19 protein-coding genes and 1 pseudogene are annotated in these 19491 nt (G+C 55.1%); 15 read left to right on the top strand and 5 right to left on the bottom strand.

The features are described from left to right. The 3 genes and pseudogenes from H6G53_RS18315 to H6G53_RS18305 form a co-directional block, all read left to right on the top strand. A pseudogene (locus H6G53_RS18315) lies at positions 1 to 129 on the top strand (photosystem II protein D2); the annotation flags it as partial. A gap of 7 nt (positions 130 to 136) precedes the next feature. Beyond that, the gene (gene psbC, locus H6G53_RS18310; RefSeq protein WP_099532620.1) at positions 137 to 1498 is read left to right on the top strand and encodes a photosystem II reaction center protein CP43; all 1362 of its coding nucleotides are present in this window, start codon (positions 137 to 139) and stop codon (positions 1496 to 1498) included. A 116-nt stretch (positions 1499 to 1614) separates the two neighbouring features. After that, a complete protein-coding gene (locus tag H6G53_RS18305; protein WP_190535519.1) occupies positions 1615 to 2295 on the top strand; it encodes a YkgJ family cysteine cluster protein in 681 nt (226 codons plus the stop codon). A 99-nt stretch (positions 2296 to 2394) separates the two neighbouring features. Here the strand turns inward: H6G53_RS18305 and H6G53_RS18300 are convergent, their stop codons facing one another. Together H6G53_RS18300 and H6G53_RS18295 are read right to left on the bottom strand one after the other, a co-directional pair. Beyond that, positions 2395 to 2667 carry a hypothetical protein gene (locus H6G53_RS18300; RefSeq protein WP_099532618.1) on the bottom strand — a complete coding sequence of 91 codons (273 nt, stop codon included), beginning with the start codon at positions 2665 to 2667 and terminating at the stop codon, positions 2395 to 2397. An 80-nt stretch (positions 2668 to 2747) separates the two neighbouring features. Beyond that, positions 2748 to 3314 (bottom strand): phycobiliprotein lyase, encoded by a 567-nt coding sequence (locus tag H6G53_RS18295; protein ID WP_190535517.1) that lies wholly within the window; start codon positions 3312 to 3314, stop codon positions 2748 to 2750. Positions 3315 to 3544: 230 nt separating this feature from the next. Here H6G53_RS18295 and rpmF point away from each other — a divergent pair, with 230 nt between their 5' ends. From rpmF to H6G53_RS18260, 7 genes are all read left to right on the top strand, one after another. Beyond that, a complete protein-coding gene (gene rpmF / locus H6G53_RS18290; RefSeq protein ID WP_099532616.1) occupies positions 3545 to 3721 on the top strand; it encodes a 50S ribosomal protein L32 in 177 nt (58 codons plus the stop codon). 468 nt (positions 3722 to 4189) lie between these two features. After that, on the top strand, positions 4190 to 4798 hold the full coding sequence (locus H6G53_RS18285; protein WP_190355794.1) for a sulfite oxidase-like oxidoreductase: 609 nt from the start codon (positions 4190 to 4192) through the stop codon (positions 4796 to 4798). A gap of 161 nt (positions 4799 to 4959) precedes the next feature. Then, positions 4960 to 5394, top strand: a complete 435-nt coding sequence (locus tag H6G53_RS18280; RefSeq protein ID WP_234406703.1) for a DUF2237 family protein — start codon at positions 4960 to 4962, stop codon at positions 5392 to 5394. Positions 5395 to 6058: 664 nt separating this feature from the next. Continuing rightward, positions 6059 to 6292: a Calvin cycle protein CP12 gene (locus H6G53_RS18275; RefSeq protein ID WP_190355833.1), complete on the top strand. Its 234-nt coding sequence runs from the start codon at positions 6059 to 6061 to the stop codon at positions 6290 to 6292. Positions 6293 to 6550: 258 nt separating this feature from the next. Continuing rightward, positions 6551 to 7288 (top strand): orotidine-5'-phosphate decarboxylase, encoded by a 738-nt coding sequence (pyrF, locus tag H6G53_RS18270; protein ID WP_190535522.1) that lies wholly within the window; start codon positions 6551 to 6553, stop codon positions 7286 to 7288. Between the two features lie 207 nt (positions 7289 to 7495). Beyond that, on the top strand, positions 7496 to 7777 hold the full coding sequence (locus tag H6G53_RS18265) for a DUF4090 family protein (RefSeq protein ID WP_099532613.1): 282 nt from the start codon (positions 7496 to 7498) through the stop codon (positions 7775 to 7777). Next, positions 7752 to 8861 (top strand): pentapeptide repeat-containing protein, encoded by a 1110-nt coding sequence (locus H6G53_RS18260; protein ID WP_190535511.1) that lies wholly within the window; start codon positions 7752 to 7754, stop codon positions 8859 to 8861. Before H6G53_RS18265 ends, H6G53_RS18260 begins: the two co-directional genes overlap by 26 nt. Positions 8862 to 9066: 205 nt before the next feature. Here H6G53_RS18260 and H6G53_RS18255 read toward each other — a convergent pair whose 3' ends face one another. Continuing rightward, positions 9067 to 9288 (bottom strand): hypothetical protein, encoded by a 222-nt coding sequence (locus H6G53_RS18255; protein WP_099532610.1) that lies wholly within the window; start codon positions 9286 to 9288, stop codon positions 9067 to 9069. A 200-nt stretch (positions 9289 to 9488) separates the two neighbouring features. After that, complete coding sequence (locus H6G53_RS18250; RefSeq protein WP_099532608.1) at positions 9489 to 9896, bottom strand: hypothetical protein; 408 nt, start codon at positions 9894 to 9896, stop codon at positions 9489 to 9491. Between the two features lie 174 nt (positions 9897 to 10070). On the opposite strand from H6G53_RS18250, the gene H6G53_RS18245 reads away from it, so the two are divergent. Both H6G53_RS18245 and H6G53_RS18240 read left to right on the top strand, forming a co-directional pair. After that, positions 10071 to 11150: a DUF1565 domain-containing protein gene (locus H6G53_RS18245; protein ID WP_190535508.1), complete on the top strand. Its 1080-nt coding sequence runs from the start codon at positions 10071 to 10073 to the stop codon at positions 11148 to 11150. Positions 11151 to 11233: 83 nt separating this feature from the next. Continuing rightward, positions 11234 to 11809 (top strand): Npun_F5749 family FMN-dependent PPOX-type flavoprotein, encoded by a 576-nt coding sequence (locus tag H6G53_RS18240; RefSeq protein WP_242037346.1) that lies wholly within the window; start codon positions 11234 to 11236, stop codon positions 11807 to 11809. Between the two features lie 16 nt (positions 11810 to 11825). Here H6G53_RS18240 and H6G53_RS18235 read toward each other — a convergent pair whose 3' ends face one another. Beyond that, on the bottom strand, positions 11826 to 14084 hold the full coding sequence (locus H6G53_RS18235; protein WP_190535501.1) for a pentapeptide repeat-containing protein: 2259 nt from the start codon (positions 14082 to 14084) through the stop codon (positions 11826 to 11828). A gap of 384 nt (positions 14085 to 14468) precedes the next feature. On the opposite strand from H6G53_RS18235, the gene H6G53_RS18230 reads away from it, so the two are divergent. The 3 genes from H6G53_RS18230 (at position 14469) to H6G53_RS18220 (ending at position 19368) form a co-directional block, all read left to right on the top strand. Further along, complete coding sequence (locus H6G53_RS18230) at positions 14469 to 14864, top strand: hypothetical protein (protein WP_190535498.1); 396 nt, start codon at positions 14469 to 14471, stop codon at positions 14862 to 14864. A gap of 137 nt (positions 14865 to 15001) precedes the next feature. Then, positions 15002 to 17107: an FAD-dependent oxidoreductase gene (locus tag H6G53_RS18225; RefSeq protein ID WP_190535495.1), complete on the top strand. Its 2106-nt coding sequence runs from the start codon at positions 15002 to 15004 to the stop codon at positions 17105 to 17107. 359 nt (positions 17108 to 17466) lie between these two features. Next, positions 17467 to 19368, top strand: coding sequence for an AAA family ATPase (locus tag H6G53_RS18220; protein ID WP_190535492.1), 1902 nt, complete (start codon positions 17467 to 17469; stop codon positions 19366 to 19368). Positions 19369 to 19491: the final 123 nt, after the last annotated feature.

Raw genomic sequence — 19491 nt, 5'->3', positions numbered from 1 at the left:
TTCGAGACGTTCTACACGAAGAACATCCTGTTGAACGAAGGCATCCGCGCTTGGATGGCTCCGCAAGACCAACCCCACGAAAACTTCATCTTCCCCGAAGAGGTCCTGCCCCGTGGAAACGCCCTTTAATACTGCAATGGTCGTGGGCGGCCGTGACCAAGATTCCACCGGGTTTGCCTGGTGGTCGGGTAACGCCCGTCTGATTAACCTGTCCGGAAAGCTGCTGGGTGCTCACGTGGCCCACGCTGGCTTGATTGTGTTCTGGGCCGGTGCGATGACGTTGTTTGAACTGTCGCACTTCATCCCCGAAAAGCCCATGTATGAGCAGGGCTTCATCCTGCTGCCTCACCTGGCCACGTTGGGCTTGGGTGTGGGTCCCGGTGGCGAAGTGGTGGATACCTTCCCCTACTTCGTGACGGGCGTGCTGCACTTGATTTCGTCGGCGGTGCTCGGTTTGGGTGGGATTTACCACGCCATCCGCGGCCCTGAAACCCTCGAAGAGTACTCGTCCTTCTTCGGTTACGACTGGAAGGACAAGAACCAAATGACCAACATCATCGGCTATCACCTGATCCTGCTGGGTTGCGGTGCGTTGCTGCTGGTGTTCAAGGCCATGTTCTTTGGCGGCGTTTACGACACCTGGGCTCCCGGTGGCGGTGACGTGCGCGTGATCACGAACCCGACGCTGAACCCGGCTCGGATCTTTGGCTACCTGACCAAGGCTCCCTTTGGCGGCGAAGGCTGGATTGTCTCCGTGAACAACATGGAAGACATCATCGGCGGCCACATTTGGGTGGGTCTGACCTGCATTGCCGGTGGTATCTGGCACATCCTGACCAAGCCTTTTGCTTGGGCGCGTCGTGCGTTCATCTGGTCTGGTGAAGCTTACCTGTCTTACAGCTTGGGCGCTCTGTCGTTGATGGGCTTCATTGCCTCGACGATGGTGTGGTACAACAACACCGCTTATCCGAGCGAGTTCTTTGGCCCCACCGGCCCTGAAGCATCGCAGGCTCAAGCGCTGACCTTCTTGATCCGTGACCAACGCTTGGGTGCGAACGTGGGTTCGGCTCAAGGCCCCACGGGTCTGGGTAAATATCTGATGCGTTCGCCCTCGGGTGAAATCATCTTTGGTGGTGAAACGATGCGTTTCTGGGACTTCCAAGGCCCTTGGCTGGAACCCCTGCGCGGCCCCAACGGTTTGGATCTGAACAAGATCAAGAATGACATTCAGCCCTGGCAAGCTCGCCGCGCGGCTGAGTACATGACGCACGCTCCTCTGGGTTCGTTGAACTCGGTGGGCGGTGTGGCGACCGAAATTAACTCGTTTAACTATGTGTCGCCCCGCGCTTGGTTGGCTACGTCGCACTTTGTGTTGGCGTTCTTCTTCCTGGTGGGTCACCTGTGGCACGCTGGTCGCGCTCGCGCGGCTGAAGCGGGCTTCGAGAAGGGGATCAACCGCGAGAGCGAACCCGCGCTGGCGATGCCCGACCTCGACTAATCGATCGAGCGATTGGCAATTTGATCGGGTTTGTCCTGCGGGATGACCCGATCGCCCTTAACAGAGACCCTCGCTAGTCGGGGGTCTCTGTGTGTTTGCAGGCGAGGCGAAAAAACATGGCAGAGCTTGACCCCAGGGCCGCCCGAGAACGCTGGCAACGGGCACAACAATTAGCCCAAGAGACGGAACAGACTGCGATCGAACGGTGGTCGGTGGCGGGCTTGCCTGGTTTGTTGCGCTTGCAACGGGAACTGTGGGCTGCGGGCGATCGGGCGATTGCAGAGCGCCTGGAGCGGGCCGATTGTCTTGTGGCCTGCGATCGGGGTTGTGATTGGTGCTGCTATCTGAACGTGCCGATCGCGGGGATCGAAGCCCAGGTGATTGCCGATTGGATTGCCGAGCTGCCGATGGCTCAGCGGCGGCTGATCCTGGAGCGGTTGGCGCAAACCTTAGGGCAGCTTGAGTTGATTAACCCGGGCGATCGGCTGGGTCATAAAATTCCCTGTGCTTTTTTGGAATCCGATGGCACTTGCGGAATCTATCCGGTGCGGCCGGCCACTTGTCGATCGCACTATTCCACCTGTGCTGCCGATTGCCAACAGGGTTGGGAAACGGGTCAATGGCCGGCGCGATCGGGGCCGATCGATGCCCAGACTTTTGACTTGGAAGCCCAGAATGCGGGGCTACAGGCGGCTTGCGTTGCCCTGGCGATTCCGTTGGCCACCGGAGAGTTGCACCAAGCGCTTGGGATACTGATGCTCGATCGGCCACAATCCAGAAACAACGGGTCAGGGTAACTGGCTAAATTTTCCCAATTTCGTCTGAGGCCAACAGGGGCCCTCTTCTCTCAAGGGTGGTTTCAGTGGCAATCTCAGCGGTGAATCTCAGTGATTATTTCAACGACGATCGGGCGATCGCACCTCTGAACCCGGCGCGTGAAACGGTTGAGCAACGGGCCCTTGGGACTGGGAACGGGAAAACGCTGCCCACTGATCTAACCACTTGAAGGGCCAGCCCGCCCGATGATGCCAATTGGAAGCGGTGGCCAGAACCAAGCCCCCCACCCACAGTAGAGGAGTGGGCAACGTCACTGCTCGGAGCAACTGCCACAGTTCCGCCGCCAGAAAGAAACCAACCACCAAAACGAGCCACACTCGAAAATTCGCCATTGTTGTTTCGATCGCCCCTCACGGCCCCAGTCTCGTCCAGATTGCTTGCCAGCCGTTGAACCCGGCGCAACGGTTCTAGGCTAATTGATCTTCTGTTCAACACCAAACCCCGCCAGCGCAATTTGATCCAACGGTGCATTCTCTGTGGCGGGGCGATGGTAGTTCAAAATTCGCCGCAGGCGAAGGGCAGGATTCACCAGGGTAATTGAATCCACCGACACCACCCGTTGATAGTGGGTTGTCATGATCAATTCCCGAGTGGCGATGGTGAAGTGAAATTGGGCCACCATTGGTTTAGCTTCCTCGTAGGCGCGATCGCGCAGGTAGTCGCCCTCCAGGATTGAGCCCGTTTCAGCGTTGGGGACGAACAAAAAATTCAAGCTCTGGGCCACCCGTTCCCCATGCTCGGAAGTCGTTTGGAAGTCGAGGTGATAGCCCGGAATCTGGTCGAGATCGGCCCGATCGGGTCGTTCATTGTCCTGTAGGACTTGTTGCTTTTGCTCGAGTGAAATCGGGCGAATTTGAAATTCCGTGTGCGATCGCTCCACGGTTTGGCTGCGTAAGTAATGGTAGGTGCGTTCGGCACTCCAGTCGCCAACACAATGCTCAAAAAAGGTTTGAAATGGTTTTAGGGTTTGAAAAGTCATCGGACGGTGGTTAGGGGCGGTGGATGGCGGCAGAACGCTGAGCCGGCCGGATCGATCGCTGGCGAATCGATCACCCAGGGCGATCGCGTATCAACTTGGTTTGCACGGCGCTGCTTGAATTATCCAGGGTGGCTGCCTAGGGAGAAACCCCATTGACCGTCTAGCGATCACGACCCGACTAGTCTAGAATCGAAAGGTTGTCTGTTTGTCGCGACACGACACCTGATCGTATGGCAGTCCCTAAGAAGAAAACCTCCAACGGCAAGCGCGATCAACGCCGTGCCACTTGGAAGCGCAAAGCCAATTTGCGTGCTCAGCAAGCCCTGTCCCTGGGCAAGTCGATCCTGACCGGTCGATCGAATTTTGTCTTCCCCACCAAAGAAACCGAAGACGAAACCGAAGAATAAGTCATCTTGCGGCGGTTGATGTCGCTCTCTGCAAGTGCGCCACCACCGCCCTCGATCGTCTGTCTATATTTGCCTAGCCCCGTGACCCAAGTTTGGGGCAATCGGGTTTCTAAACCAACTATTCATATGATTACTTGATTCATTCTTGATTCATTATTTACTTAGTTATTAAAATTCTTCTATTGAAATGATTGGCTTATTGGCTCGTGATCCTGAATGGCTAAATTTTTACCTGTTCAGGGCTGCTCAGGATTAACCTAGTCAACATCGAGCCAGACTAAAATTGGAAGTCCCAAGAGAGCGCTTTAAAATCAACACAAGAACACTAAAACAAGACCACTCAGGCAAAACATTAAAGCCAGAAAACTAGAGCCAGCAAGCTAAATTCCGCTCATTGAAGCCAGAAAATTAGAGCCAGCAAGCTAAAGCAATTGTTTTACTAATCAGTCTCTACCCGGTGCTGTGACTATGCTAGGCAAATTTTTCCAAAAACCAGAACCCAATCAGGGTGATCGCGTGCCACCGGGTCAATACCTAGCGACGGGGTTTCCGGTGCTGACCTATGGTGATACACCGGAAATTCGCCTAGAGGATTGGGAACTGGAGGTTTGGGGTTGTGTCCAGCCGGTCACGCTCCGTTGGGATGACCTGATGGCCATGCCCCAGTCGGACTTCACGGCAGATTTTCACTGCGTTACCCGCTGGTCAAAGCTGGATGTGCAGTGGCGCGGCGTGAAGGTGACGGACTTTATGCGGGCGATCGATCTAGATCCGAAAACTGTGCATGTGATGCAGCACTGCTATGGGGACTACACCACCAACTTGGCGATCGAGGACTTCCTGCGCGAGGAAAACTTCTTTGCGCACACGTTGTTTGGCGAGCCTTTACCCCCGGATCATGGCGGGCCGCTGCGGTTGGTAGTTCCCCATTTGTATGCTTGGAAAAGCGGCAAGTGGCTGAAGGGCTTGGAATTTTTAGATCACGAAGCCCTGGGATTTTGGGAACGCAATGGTTATCACAAGCGCGGTGAACCCTGGGCGGAGGAACGGTATGCCGGGCGTGGCTTGTTTCTTTAACCCGAATGTGGAGTATGGGCGCAAATCCTGCAATTAATCCTGGCATGAATACCGAAAATACCGGACGCAAACCCGAGCAGGAACCGAAACCAGGGCCAGAACCAAACCAGCAATCCTTCACCGCTGGCGATCGAACGGATCCATATGATCCATCAAAAGGCATTGACCCATCAAAGGGCGCTGACCAGGGGCCAAAAAACGTCTTGGGTGGGCCGCTGGCGCTTTGTGGCCAAAATCCGATCACGGGGTTCTATCGCACGGGCTGTTGCGAAACGGGGCCGCTCGATCGGGGATCCCATACGGTTTGTGCCCAGGTGACGGCGGCATTTTTGGAATTCACCCGATCGCGCGGCAATGATCTGAGCACTCCGCTGCCTTGGGCTGATTTTCCGGGACTGAAACCAGGCGATCGGTGGTGTTTATGCGCCAGTCGGTGGCTAGAGGCCGTGGCGGCCGGGGCGGCTCCGCCTGTGGACTTGCAAGCAACCCATGAGGCGGCCCTGCGAATTGTGCCCCTAGAGGCCTTAAAACGCCATGCCTTGTCCCGATCGCCCGAGGCCAGCTCAGACGGGACTCAGCCAAATCAGGCCAGTTAACCAAATCAGGCCAGTTAAATATAAACAAATCAGGCCAGTTAAATATGAATAACTTAGACAAATTGGGCAGATTAGACCAGTTTGGTGTGATCCCCGTAATCTATAGCATTTCGGTTGATTGCGACTCATTGCAAAAGACCAAGGGTGAGTAATCACTCCCAAGGGCTGCAAGGCAAGGCTAGCCGTCGTTTCCAGGGCTGTGCAGTACGGTTTTCCCACAATTCTTCGCTAGATTGTCAGGGCAGGTCAGGGTACAGTAGAAGCAGGTCAGCAACCTGCTTGGCAAACACCCTAGCGATACACCAACGCAGCAAAACACTGCATGAGGCGATCGTCCTAGCTTGGCTCAAGTAGCAATGGAATTGGGAGTGGGCCTTGGGACTGAGAACCTTACCCGGTTCCAGACTCGTCCTCTACACCCTTGAGGCTTGGCCACCGAATCTGCGCTGCATTTGCTGTGCAGGCTTAATGCTCGGTTGTGCTGGCTGATGGGCCCCTGTTGCAACAAACCTAACCCTTGGCATTTCGCCAAGACTCGATCGAGTCGTTCCAACAACGACACCAGAGCCGATCGAAACTTTCTGGCAAACTCGCGGCGCGATCGCGAAGATTTTTGCCAAACTATTCGGACGGACTCGGCTTTTATTGGGAGGGCCATCGTCAAGTGTCTGACAACACCAACATCCACGAACAAATCGAAGAAGAACGGCAGGCTGCCCGCGAAGCGTGCAGTGTGAATGGAGTTCATTCGCCTGAATGTGCGGCTGCTTGGGATGCACTGGAAGAACTGCAAGCCGAAGCATCGCACCAAAAAGAAGGGCATCCTGAAAAGAATTCCTTTGAAAAGTATTGCGATGACAACCCAGATGCGGCTGAATGCCGTCTCTACGACGACTAAGCCATAGTGCTTCTCGGTCATCTAGCAAAAGTTTGGCAGCCGAACCCCCATTCAAAATCCCAAGACTGATCACCTGAAGATTCATGACTTGGGGCGTTCGGCCACTGGCGAATCACTCACATGAGTGCTGATTTCTGACTCAGCTTGCGGGCTGGCGCTCAGGCGTTGGTTTTTTCGCTCTCGTTTGAAATCTGGCCCCAGGGCCGCAGCAACAGGATGCGCAGTCAAAGCGTTATCCTGTTTTTGCTTTTTGGGCCCATGGGGCCGATCGAGGACAAAACCGTGAGTGGCGATCGAGTAATTGTGGCGCTGGATGTGTCTACCTATGAGGCGGCGATCGCTTGGGTCGATCGCTTGCCGGAGGTGTCGTTCTGGAAAGTGGGTTTGGAGCTGTTCATCAGCGCGGGCCCTGCGATCGTGCAGGAACTGAAGCAGCGACAAAAGCGGATTTTCCTGGATCTGAAGCTCCATGACATTCCCAACACCATGGCTGGGGCGGCCCGGGCCGTGGGGCGTTATGGCGTGGATTTGTTGACGGTGCATGGGGCTGCGGGGTTGACGGCCTTGGAAGCAGCCCAAGCGGCGGCGATCGCAGGGGCCACCGAAGCGGGCGTTACGCCGCCCCAACTGATTGCTGTCACCCTGCTCACCAGCATTGGCCCCGATCGCTTGGCGGCCGATTTGCAGGTGTCTGCGAGCGTGGCTGACTACACCGCCCATTTGGCGCAGTTGGCGAAAACGGCTGGCTTGGCGGGGGCCGTTTGCTCTCCCCAGGAGGCAACGACCTTGAGATCGCACTGTGGTGCGGATTTTCTGTTGGTTTGCCCTGGGGTGCGGCCGGCTTGGGCCGCATCCGGTGATCAACAACGCACCCTCACGCCTGCCGAGGCCTTCGCGGCCGGAGCCAGTTATTTGGTGGTGGGCCGACCGGTGACGGCGGCGGCGGATCCGGTGGCCGCTTGGGAGCGGTTGGTGGCCGAGGTTGCCAGCAGCTAGACCCGATGCAATTTCGCCCAAGGAGGGTGAGCGGTTCGATCGCGGTTGATGTCATCCTATTGCTATTGCGTTTTTTGCAATTGCCCTTTGCGATGGCATTTTGCGATGGCCCTCTGCGATTGCACTCTGTGATGGCGGTGGCGATCGCATTTATCGGCCACGGCATTTTCATTCCCCAAGATTCAACCAAAAGGATTTAGTCAAACCATGGCGCAAACGACCGGAGCAGACGCGATCGATGTGGCGATCGAGCAGGGGATTGACTTTGACGGAACGCCGATCCCGGCCGCGCGTCTGGAACTCTATCGCAAGGTGATGGCCATTGAAGCCCAGCGCCAACGCAGCGGCGTGACCAACACCATGCGATCGCGAATTGTGCGGATTGGGGCTAAGCACTTTGCCCAAGCGGAATTAAATCAAATGTTGCTGGATGCTGACCTGACCCCGCTCAAGGAGAAGGAAATTGCGTTTTACTACGGCGGCAAATAGCCTCGGGCGATCGGGCCTGATTTTTGGGGCGATCGGGCTAGGTTTGGGCTTGGGGGCCCAGCCCTTGGCGGCGGCCCCCAGCAACCAGCTCACCCCCCTGCAACGGTTGCAAACCACCCGTACCTGCGTTGAGTGCGACCTGTCTGGGGTTGATCTGAGCGGCTTGGACTTGCGGGGCGTTGACTTACAGCGGGCCACACTGACGGCAGCGGTTTTGAACGGGGCTAACCTGCGCGGGGCCCGGCTCGATGGCATTGCCGGCCAAGAAGCCCAGTTTCGGGATGCGGATTTGAGCGGGGCCACCCTGACCGATGCGCGGATGCGTGGGGCCAAGTTCCAGCGGGCTAACCTCACGGAAGCGGTGTTGGACAAGGCCCGCCTGCGGGAAGCGAACTTTCGAGGGGCCACCCTGACCCGCGCCAGTTTGGTGCAGAGCCTGTTGGTGGCCAGTCGCCTGAAGGAAGCGAACTTGCAGGGGGCCGATCTGCGGTTTGCCCAGTTGGATGGGGCGGATTTGTCCGATGCTCAGTTGCGATCGAGCAAATTGGTGCGATCGAGCCTGACGGGAGCCACCCTGCTGGGGGCAAACCTGGTGATGGCGAATTTTGAAGGGGCCAATCTCTCCCAAGCCAAGCTGGGCGGCGCGGACGGGTTTCAAGCCAACTTCGCCAATGCTCTGTTGTTGGGGGCGGGCCTGCGGCAAACCAACTTGGAGGAAGCCAACCTCAGCAGTGTGAAAGCGGTGGGGGCGCGGTTTTTGGAAACGAACCTCCGCAGCGCGATCGCCACGGGAGCTGACTTCACCCAAGCTGACCTCAGCAAGGCAAATCTTCAGCGGGCGGGTCTCAGCTTGGCGGTGTTTCGGCAAGCACGCCTGATTGGCACGAATCTGCAACAGGCCAAGATGGGCGGGGCCGTGATGCAAGGGGCTGTGCTCACCGATGCCCGATTTGATCGTGCCTATCTGGTTCAGGCGGACTTGCGAAGCATCGTGACCCGCAACACCAATTTCACCGGAGCTGCCTTAGACGGGGTCGTGACCCGTGGGGCTGACCTGTCTGGGGCGATCGGCTGGGTGCAATAGTGCCATAGGCCATTGATCAACCTGTTCGATCAACCCGCTAGCCGATTGATCGAACGGGGCGATCGAGCGGGTCAATTTCCATGGGCGATCGCGTTGACTGGGCGATCGCCTCGATCGGTCAATGGTTGGTTTAAGGGGCAAATGTCTGGATCATCCAATCGCGGGATCACAGATCATTTTGATTGATTTGACCCCAATTATTCATTTATTCATTGGGTTTTTGGTCGCGGGGAAAGCCGCCAATCAGGCCGCTTTCAATCATCAACCCCACACCGGCATTAATCACCGCTAGGGCGATCGTGCCCCACCAAAACCAAGAATCGCCGTTAATGCGGCGCGTTACCGCTTCCCCAAATAAACAAAGACCCAAGGGAAACAGCAAGACACCCGCTTGGGCTTTGATGTACCAAGTCCACTTTTTACTCATCGGTTTGTTTTGTGCTTTTGTGCTTTTTGTTTGTACTTTTTTGATGGAGCTTGCGCTCTTTGATGCGGTGCGCGGGAATCTGATTAGAGCAAATCTTGTTAAAGCAAATCTTGATCGATGGGGGGATTGAAATCAAGACCCGCAGAATTTTGGCCGCAATTGATCGGGCGATCGAATCGATCGGGCGGCCTAAATTCAAGCTACTGATTCTTCATCTTGATCTGTTCTGCCGACAGACCATAATTCGATTCAATGTCGATCGCGGCGGAACCTCCCTTCACCATCAGGCTAAACATCGATCCCATTTGCAGCCAAATGAAAATCGCCGTGGGAACCACCACCAACAGGCTCACCCCATAGGCCAACAGGGTGAAAAATCCCAAAACCTTCAAGCTTTCGCCCATGCACAAAAAGGTGAACACCGCCAAACCCAAGTAGGCGATGCGCATTTGGGGCTTTTTATATTCCACGGTGGGCTGGGTGCGGCGGTTTTCATACCAGCGGTTCACCTGAAATTCCAGCATGTTCTTAAAAATTTGCCCAAAGGCCAGGGCAAAGAACAGGGTAACCAGAACGAATTGCGTGCTGTGGGGATTGCTGTAAATCATGGTTTGCAGGGCAGGGTTGGAAGGGCCGTTAAATCGAGCGATCGAGGCGAGATTTTGTAACGGAATTGCAACAAAGTTGGTGTTGCCATCCTACCGCATCCGCTGGGCTGACCGGCTCGATCGCCCCGCAATTCAGCTTAAAATGCAGCCTAGTTTTGATCAGAGCGTGATCTCATGGGTCTGCCACTGCGCCATTTTTCCCGTTGCTGGTCGGGTCGGGCTGTTCGGGCGATCGGGCTGGGGCTGTTGGTCGGGGCGATTGGGACATTAGGCGGGCCGTTTCAGCCGCCTGCCCGTTCCGGCGTGGTGTTAACGGTGGATCCCCAAGGTAATGATGCGGCCGCTCGATCGGGCCGCGGCAGCTTCCGCACCATCACCAGCGCCCTTGACCATGCCAGTCAATACAGCAATGGGGTCACCATTCGTCTGTCTCCGGGCCGCTACAGTGCGGAATTAGGCGAGCAGTTTCCCCTGCGTGTGCCCGATGGGGTGACCCTCAGCGGCGATCTGGACGGCCAGGGCCAAGCGGTGGTCATTCAAGGGGCCGGCGGCTTCAGCAGTCGCAGTTTTTCTCAACAGGCCGTGGCGATCGCCCTGACGGGGAGCGGGTCGGTGTTGGGGGTCACGGTCAGCAATCCTGTGCCACGCGGTACGGGCATTTGGGTGGAAAGCGACGGAGCCACGCCCGTGATTGCCAACAACCGCCTTTTGAACAACCATCGCGACGGCATTTTCGTGACGGGGCGGGCCCAACCGCAAATTCTGCGAAATTGGTTCCAAAACAACGGCGGCAATGGCCTGTCCATCACCCGTGATGCGGGGGGAATTGTGCGCGAAAACCGGTTTCAGGCAACGGGGTTTGGCCTGGCGATCGGGGGCAATGCCAGCCCGGTGATTCAAGATAATCAAATTACCCAAAACCGAGATGGGGTGGTGATTTCTAATCAGGCCCAACCGCTGCTGCGCCGTAACCAAATTGAAGGCAACAGTAACGATGGGTTGGTGATGATCGATCGCGCGCAGCCGGATTTGGGCACGGCCTTCAGCCCCGGCGAGAATCGCATTCTGAATAATGGTCGCTATGCGATCTATAACGCCACTAAGGGAACGACGGTTTCGGCGGTGGGCAATGAGTTAGATCGATCGCGGGTGATGGGATCGGTGCTGCTGTCTTGGGGTGGCTTAGGGGGATCGCAATCGATCGCCCCAGGATTCCGCCCGATCGCCCCTATCCTCTCGTTGCAACGGCTATGATCCCAGCTTCAGATTCCCCAATCTCAAATCCCGAAATCTCAAACTCCCAACCCTCAAACTCCCCAACGCCCCCATCCCCTGATTTGGCCCCTTGGCGATCGCCCTTGTCGCGAGCCTTGCACCGCAACCGATCGCTGATCTATGCCCGCTATTTGCAGTTGGCCACGGTGCGCCCTGATGGCAGTCCCGCGAACCGAACGGTGGTCTTTCGGGGATTTCGCGATCGCACGGATTGGCTCACGGTGATCACGGACAGCCGCAGCGAAAAGATGCCGCAATTGGCTACGAATCCCCGCGCGGAAGCCTGTTGGTACTTTCCCAAAACGCGCGAGCAATTTCGGATTGCCGGAACCTTGCGGGCGGTGCTGGCCACCACGCCCGACCCCACGGAACAGGCCGAGCGATCGCGCCTGTGGCAAAACCTTTCGGATGCGGCCCGATTGCAATTTGCTTGGCCCAATCCTCGGGGCGATCGCACGGTTGACCCTGCCGCCTTTGCGCCGCCGCCGCCGAATCCGATCGCGCCGCTGGAGACCTTTGTGCTGTTGTGGCTCATCCCTGAGCGGGTGGATTGGTTGGAGCTGAAGGGGGAGCCGCAAAATCGCACCGGGTTCGATCGCACCCCCGACGGTTGGCAAACCCACGCCCTCAACCCCTAGAACGATGGTTGCCAATCTATTGGGGACATTGGGGGTGGATGGCCCCTTGGGTGCAGAGATAGGCTAACTGGCGAGGATCCAGATTTTTGGCTTGGCTGAAGTCCGCCCCCTTTACCAGGGCGGAGGGTTTTTCGCTGTCAGTGCGCCCCACAAACCCGCCGGCCGGGGCTGCGTTGGTTGGGGCAAAGATCGCGCCTTTCAGGTTCGCTCCCTCAAACAGGGCCCCGCGTAAATCGGCCTGGGAAAAATCGGTGCCTTGTAATTGGGCGCTTTGCAGTTGTGCCCCCTGTAAATTGGCTCCAATCAGACGGGTGGCGCTCAGGTCGGCATTCCGCAAGTTAGCCCGGTTTAAATCAGCGGTGGACAGATCGCCCCCGCGCCAACTGGCTTCGGTGAGATCGGCTTGGGCCAAGCTGGCTCCCACGGCCCGGGCTTGACCCAGTTTGGCTCCATGCAGACTGGCTTGGTTCAGCTTGGCATCCCCGAGATCGGCCCCCGTGAGGCTGGCTCCATCCAAGTTGGCCGCTTCCAGGTTGGCCCCCAGCAGTTTGGCTTGGCTGAGGTTGGCTCCAATCAGGCGCGCACTGGTGAGATTGGTTCCATTCAGGGCGGCCCCAACCAGGCTGGTGCGCTCCAGTTGACCAGTAATTAAGGATGCGCTGGTCAGGTCGGCTCCCCGTAGATCGGCTCCGGAGAGGTCGGTGAGGGCATCGTCAAAGGTGTTCCAGCGGCCGTCGGGCCCGGCCGATCGAAAAACGGAGCCGCGTAGATTGGCCCCGGTGAGCACGGCACTGCGGAGTTTTAGCCCCGAAAGATCAGCCCGATCGAGCACCAGGGAAAATTGAGCATTGGGCGAATTGGACTGGCCTAAATCCACGCGGCTGAGGTCGATCGACCCGTCAGCACCCGATCGCAACCGCAGCAATTTGGCGATCGCCCGTTGGGTGGCTCGCAACCGCAGGGCGGCCCGGGTTGCCTCTCCGGTGTTGGGCCCCGCCGCCAAACTATCCGCATCGGTCTTGAGGGTTTGGTTTAACCGTTGCAAGTAGGGCAAGGCGGCAGGCCCGGCGCTGGTGATCGACTGTTGCAGGGCTTCGATGAGTTGTGGAGATTCCTCTTGACCCAACAAATTCAGCAACAGCACAATTTCCGGGTTTGGATCCTGCACGGCCCCCAGGGCCAGCACGGAACCCCGCCGTTGGTCAGGGGCATTTTGGCTATATTTAGCCACCAAATCCAGTAGCAGTTCCTGCTTTTGGGCTTGGGCCGCCCGTCGATCGGCCTGATCTTGGACATAGATTTGCGTAGCCGCAAAGGTTCCCAACACCAGCACCAGACCGAGCGATCCCACCACCACAATTGCCGTGCCGGGGTTTTGGCGCACCCAAGCCCACAGCCCCCGGGCCCCGATCGGGGAAAGAATCAAATTTGTGGTTTCCGGGCCGTTGGGATGATTCAGCGTCAGCCGCGCTGCCGATCGCTCCGTGAGCGAACCACTGCCCGATCGACCATTGACCAGGATCGATCGGCCCATGGTGGCCGGTTCGATCGGCCCCGGCTCCATGGCCGCCATCCCCGGTTCCACCCAGCCTTCCGGGTCTCGTAAATCCACAACCCGTGTCTTGGCCAGGCGATCGCGCCAGGGCCGCCGCTGAGGATCCAACAGCGCTGCTCCTGACTCCACCGCCAGCCCCACCACCGCCAAACCCAGCAAAATCGATAAATCCGGATAGGCTCCACTGGCCCGCCACACGCCATAGGCCGTTCCCAGCGGCAGCCCCCAACGGCCCACCCCTTCCCGCAACAACACCCGCCCCAAACCGGGAGCGCGTCCCTGCTCATCTGTTAATTGCAGGCCAAACCAGGCCTTCGGCGAAGTTTTGCCCGTAGTGGCCAGCAAAAAAAGTTGTAAGCCGCCCAGCGCCATCGGCAACACCAACGCCCCAGACCAAAAGAGATTTGTCATCGGAGCTACGGCCGTGGGGCGCAAGTGTGGCGGGATGGCAAAGGTTTTAGCAGCCGCGTCCTCAACGCTGGCCAGCGCCGGATTCAGAGGAACGGGCGGCCCCTCCAAGGCCGTGCGTGCCGCCTGCCCGATCGCAAAGGGCAAGCCGCCGCTGGCCGCAATCAGCGACACTTCCACCGCCCAAGCCCCCATTCGCCGCCACAGAAGCGATCGCCGATTGGGGCGATCGGGCCCTTCCGGGGCGAAGGTGGAGCCAAAGTCGGGATTAAAGTCGGGATTGTCGTTCGGGGCAGTGGGCGGGCTAACCATGCGGCGATTCCTGATGACGGCCAAGGTCATGGGGAGGACAAAACCAGACTACTCGAATCGCAGGCGAGGCACAGCCCTTCCTGGGGCCGCATCAGGCTTTGGGCACTGCCAGCCTGGAACGCAGCTTTGGCGCAACCCATGACCAAAATTGGGCCTACCCATCATGCCACAACCCCATTGGTACTCAAGTAACTCAAGGGTTGAAAGGCTGGCCCTCAGGTCAATGAAGATTTCAGTGCGCAAGATCCCAGGTCAAGTCTTCAAACTGCCGTTAATGAAGGCTTTTGCGCCTCAAGCGGCTGACCGAGGGCCAAGGGATCGGTGAAGTGCTGGCGGGTGAAATGTGACTGTTCACCTTGCTTTCCGCTCGGGACTGGTTGCCCAATGGCGGTCTTGGGAATTGATCGCCCAATTTCACCGATTTTTGCTGCTTTACGAGTTCAGGGGCCTTTTTTCACTGTTGTTCGATCGGGTAGGGCGATCGAACAACAGATCAATGATCCAACGTTAACTCGTATTTTTTGTAGTTCTCAATACAAAAAGATCCGTAAATTTACAGAAATTGCCTATTTAATAATCCAAGGTAAAAATCCAGTTAAATTCAATCACCTTTTAAATTCACATTTAATGAAAAAGGATTTGAATGACCGTTTCAGACCACTTCAGCTTGAAGCGAACTGTCTTGAATCATCGACTATTTTTTCATTAATTACCCCTTATCCTCTCTTGCGATCTCCGGAAAGAGAAAGCACTATAGATTTAATGGACAACAGTTCATAGATGGGAAACATTCGGGATCGTAGCCCAAGTGAAGTTTGGCATGATTATGTATCGGATTGGGAACAATCCTAAACAGGGGAATCCAAATCAAACCAAGCAAACTTGTTGGCTCTTAGGCATCTTAAGGAAGCTTTAGCATGGTGAAAGTTGTCATTCTCGGTGGTGGTATTGCTGGAATGAGCGCCGCCCACGAGTTAGTTGAGCGGGGCTTTGCCGTTGAAGTGTATGAACTCAAAAGTATTGCGGGTGGAAAGGCGCGCAGCATCAAAGTGCCAGACAGCGCCGCTCCAGGCAAACAGCCCCTGCCGGGTGAGCATGGGTTTCGCTTCTTTCCCAGCTTTTATCGGCATGTGACCGATACCATGAAGCGCATTCCTTACCAGCCTCCTCAGGGGGGAAAAGTGCGCAGGGTTTTTGACAATTTGGTAGACACAACTCGGCTAGCATTGGCCCAATATGAAGACCACAAAAACCTCATTATCCTGCCCGATCGCTTTCCCCAGAGCCTAGGAGACCTGATCCTCATTTTTCAGGCTTTGCTGCAAGGGGCAACCGCTGACCTCTTACCGGGTGAATTGGAGTTCTTTGCGGAGCGAGTTTTCCAACTCCTAACCTCCTGCCCAGAACGCCGCCTGGGAGAATACGAAAAAATTGGTTGGTGGGATTATTTGGATGCCCAAAACAAGTCGATCGCCTATCAAAATTTACTGGCCCGCGGCCTAACCACTTCGCTGGTGGCTTCCCGGGCTGAATTGGCCAGCACCAAGACCATGGGCGATATCTTCTTGCAGCTTTTGTTGGGCATTGTAGATCCCAGCAACAGCAGCGCCGATCGCGTCTTGAATGGCCCGACCAACGACGTTTGGATTGATCCCTGGCTAAAATACCTCAAGGCCCGGGGTGTGGACTATCATTTTTCCAGCCGCCTGCGTTCCATCCAAACGGAACGGGATGCCCAAGGCAACACCAAAATTTCGGGGGCGATCGTCACTGACCTAGAAACCAAGGTCGATCGCTTTGTCACGGGTGATGTTTACATTGCTGCCTTGCCCGCAGAAATTATCGCTGGACTGATCTCCGATGACCTGATCCAAGGCGACCCCACCTTCGCCAACCTCAAGCGCCTGGGAACCAGCACCGCCTGGATGAACGGCATTCAGTACTATCTCAACCGAGATGTGCCCGTCACCCATGGTCACGTGCTGTATGTGGATTCCCCTTGGGCCTTAACGTCCATTTCCCAAACCAAGTTTTGGCCAGAGTTTCCCGTTGAACAATTTGGCGATGGGCAAGTTCGGGGCATCATCTCCGCCATCCCCTCCAACTGGGGTTACTTCATCAACCCAAACACCGATGAAGTGGGCGCAATTAACGGTACGTTGGGGCTGAAAATTCCCAAACCAGCCCAAATTTGCAACCCCGAGGAGATTAAGGAAGAAGTGTGGGAGCAAATGAAGCGCTCCTTGAAGGAAAAGGGGAAACCACTCCTGAAAGATGAGGATCTTCATAGCTGGTTTTTGGATCCCGATATCGTTCACAACTGCTGTGACTTAGCAACCGATCCTGAAAAACTCGATGAAGTCCTGAATGGTGCATTACCTGACTTCTTCAAGGATCTATTTTTGTGGATTCATCACCAGAACCGCGAAGTTAACTTGGAGGAGATTGCTGAATATCTCAATGTGGATCAAAGCCAAGCCCGGTTGGCGGTGAATGCGCTAGTGGCGAAGGGATTTGTGGGGCCGATTCCGCTGCCAGTGCCTAACGAGAAACTGCACCTGGAGTTCTCACATCCATTCGAACGCTTCCATGAGCGATTGGGACGAGAAAGGCTGCTCTATAAGAGCCGTATTGGTGACCCTAACGCCAACGTCAACGGCGAACCCTTGTTGGTTAATTTGGTGAATACCTGGGTGCTGCGTCCGGAAGCCCATACCAAGATTCCCAACTTTTTCTTGGCCTCAGACTATGTGCGCACCAATACGGACTTGGCAACCATGGAAGGAGCCAATGAAGCAGCGCGCCGGGCCGTGAACGCCATCATTGACGCTTATCAAGTCAAGGCTCCCTATTGCAAAATTTGGGAATTAAAGGAGCCAATTGTGTTTGCAGTTCGCCGTTGGTCAGACTACTTACGCTACAAGCGGGGACTGCCTTGGAATGGAAAAGTTTCGCCCTGGTATTTGCGGCTATTCTTTCCCTTTATTGCCCTATGGCAATTAATAAATCGTTGGTTTAGCTAGCGTTTGCCTGCGATGGAGTCGTCGTCGATCACGATTTGATGTTAATATTACTTTACTAATGTCTAATCGTGATCGATGTCATAACATCTAATTTGAACATTGATTACCAATCTAAATTCGACACAGCCAATCGCTTCAGTGGGCAGGTCTTTAGTTGGTGAACCAAGATCAATTGATTTTGGGAATAAGAGCGAAAATTTAGTAAAAGCATGACAATTTAGCAAAATCAAGCAATAATTACAAATTCATGTGAATCTAGGTTCAGGGTTGACTTACAGCCTTCAAGATTAATCATATTCCGATTTTATTTCTGCCCTGATTCTGTTTCTGTTTGTAAGTTACGCTGCCACTAAATTGTTATGGACGTGTTTGCTCAGTATCAAATTTCGGAAGTTCTTTCAACAACCGAGCGGACAATTGTCTATCGGGCGGTGAAACAACCAGAGCAAAAGCCAGTCATCTTAAAAACGGTGGCTTCTGATTATCCCAATCGGGCTGATTTGGCTAAGCTTCAACATGAATATGAAGTGCTCAGAGATTTAAATCTAGAAGGGGTTGTGGAAACCTATGGACTTGATGAAATCCAGGGCAAACCCTTTTTAGTGCTTGAGGATTTTGGAGGGTGTGACTTGATCTCTTGTCTCCAAAATCAGTCGCTTTCACTGGATGATATTCTATGGATTGGTTGCCAGTTGGCAGCAATTTTAGGACGGCTGCATAATTGCCAGATTATTCACAAGGATATTAAGCCACATAATCTAATCTTTGAACCTAAGGTTCGGCAATTAAAGCTAACAGACTTTTCGATCGCCTCTCGCCTTTCCAAGGAACACCCGATCCTCAGTAGTCCCAATCTTTTAGAGGGAACGTTGCTCTATGTGTCGCCAGAGCAAACGGGACGCATGAACCGCACGGTGGACTATCGAACCGATTTTTATTCTTTGGGTGTCACGCTCTATGAGTTATTAACGGGCCAGCTTCCTTTCCAATCCAGCGATCCCATGGAATTGGTACATTGCCATATTGCAAAGTCACCCGTTCCGCCTCACTACCTCAATGCCCAAATTCCGCCTCAAGTGTCAGCAGTGATTTTGAAGCTGATGGCCAAAACGGCAGAAGAACGCTACCAAAGCGCCTATGGTATTCAGCGGGATTTGGAGGAATGCCTGAGCCAGTGGCAGCGGTCTGGTTCGATCGCCCCGTTTCCTCTGGCGGAGCGCGATCAATGTGGCACGTTCAGCATTCCCCAAAAGCTCTATGGGCGGGAAATGGAAGTGCAACAGCTTTTGGATGTGTTCGATCGCGTCAGCGCGGGAAATACGGAAATGGTGCTGGTGGCGGGTTATTCCGGCATCGGCAAATCGGCTTTGGTGAATGAGGTGCATAAGCCGATCGCCCGCCAGCGTGGGTACTTCATCAGTGGCAAGTTTGACCAATTTCAACGCAATATTCCCTACGCTTCACCCATTCAAGCATTTCGTGAACTGGCGCGGCAATTACTGACTGAAACGGATGAGCAAATTGCCGTTTGGCGCGCAAAATTGACCGCAGCTTTAGGCAGCAACGGATCCATCATTACCGATGTGATTCCCGAATTGGAATCGATCATTGGTCGCCAGGCTCCAGTACCGGAGTTGCCCCCTTCCGAAGCCCAAAATCGCTTCAACTTGGTTTTTCGCACCTTCATTCATGTGTTCTGCCAGGTCGATCAACCGCTGGTCATTTTCCTAGACGATTTGCAATGGGCTGATGCGGCTTCTTTGCAACTCATTGAACAGTTAATGACTGATCCTGATGGGCAATACCTGTTGATGTTGGGAGCCTATCGCGATAATGAAGTGGACTCTATGCATCCCCTGTTACGGATGCTCGGGGCGATCGAAGCGGAGGGAGCCAAACTGCAAACCATTACCCTCAAGCCCCTGACGCTGGATCATGTGTTGACTTTGGTGGGAGACACCTTGCACCGACCGTTGGCAACCGTGGAACCCATTGCCCAATTGTTGGTGCAAAAAACCCAGGGAAATCCATTTTTCCTAACGCAGTTGTTTAAATACCTCTATGTTGAAGGGGTCATTTGGTTTGAATCGGGAACGGGGCAATGGGAATGGAGTTTTCAAAATTTGCCGCCTATTGAGATCACCGAAAATGTGATTAGTTTGATGGTTCATGAGATCCAACAATTGGATGTTTCTGTGCAACGGGCGCTGCGATTAGCCGCCTGCATTGGTAACCAATTTAGTTTGGATCAGAAGTGTTGAATCTAAACACAAAACTTCATATTCTAGGCAACAAGAGTTTCTGGCAGTAAATCATAGCTCCAATGACTGATTGAGCCATAGCGACCGAGTACAACTTGCAAATATCGCAATTTATCTAGTAGC

The sequence above is a fragment of the Limnothrix sp. FACHB-406 genome, from assembly GCF_014698235.1.
Taxonomy (GTDB): Bacteria; Cyanobacteriota; Cyanobacteriia; order CACIAM-69d; family CACIAM-69d; genus CACIAM-69d.
The sequence above is the reverse complement of the archived record's forward strand: the minus strand, read 5'-3'. Positions and strand labels throughout refer to the sequence as shown.

Excerpts from the sequence above, each read along its gene's own strand:
- psbC (WP_099532620.1), top strand. The coding sequence starts at position 137 with ATGGTCGTGGGCGGCCGTGACCAAGATTCCACCGGGTTTGCCTGGTGG.
- H6G53_RS18295 (WP_190535517.1), bottom strand. The coding sequence starts at position 3,314 with ATGACTTTTCAAACCCTAAAACCATTTCAAACCTTTTTTGAGCATTGT.
- pyrF (WP_190535522.1), top strand. The coding sequence starts at position 6,551 with ATGGGGCCGATCGAGGACAAAACCGTGAGTGGCGATCGAGTAATTGTG.
- H6G53_RS18255 (WP_099532610.1), bottom strand. The coding sequence starts at position 9,288 with ATGAGTAAAAAGTGGACTTGGTACATCAAAGCCCAAGCGGGTGTCTTG.
- H6G53_RS18265 (WP_099532613.1), top strand. The coding sequence starts at position 7,496 with ATGGCGCAAACGACCGGAGCAGACGCGATCGATGTGGCGATCGAGCAG.
- H6G53_RS18300 (WP_099532618.1), bottom strand. The coding sequence starts at position 2,667 with ATGGCGAATTTTCGAGTGTGGCTCGTTTTGGTGGTTGGTTTCTTTCTG.
- H6G53_RS18245 (WP_190535508.1), top strand. The coding sequence starts at position 10,071 with ATGGGTCTGCCACTGCGCCATTTTTCCCGTTGCTGGTCGGGTCGGGCT.
- H6G53_RS18305 (WP_190535519.1), top strand. The coding sequence starts at position 1,615 with ATGGCAGAGCTTGACCCCAGGGCCGCCCGAGAACGCTGGCAACGGGCA.
- H6G53_RS18285 (WP_190355794.1), top strand. The coding sequence starts at position 4,190 with ATGCTAGGCAAATTTTTCCAAAAACCAGAACCCAATCAGGGTGATCGC.
- rpmF (WP_099532616.1), top strand. The coding sequence starts at position 3,545 with ATGGCAGTCCCTAAGAAGAAAACCTCCAACGGCAAGCGCGATCAACGC.
- H6G53_RS18220 (WP_190535492.1), top strand. The coding sequence starts at position 17,467 with ATGGACGTGTTTGCTCAGTATCAAATTTCGGAAGTTCTTTCAACAACC.
- H6G53_RS18250 (WP_099532608.1), bottom strand. The coding sequence starts at position 9,896 with ATGATTTACAGCAATCCCCACAGCACGCAATTCGTTCTGGTTACCCTG.
- H6G53_RS18235 (WP_190535501.1), bottom strand. The coding sequence starts at position 14,084 with ATGGTTAGCCCGCCCACTGCCCCGAACGACAATCCCGACTTTAATCCC.
- H6G53_RS18225 (WP_190535495.1), top strand. The coding sequence starts at position 15,002 with ATGGTGAAAGTTGTCATTCTCGGTGGTGGTATTGCTGGAATGAGCGCC.
- H6G53_RS18230 (WP_190535498.1), top strand. The coding sequence starts at position 14,469 with ATGGCGGTCTTGGGAATTGATCGCCCAATTTCACCGATTTTTGCTGCT.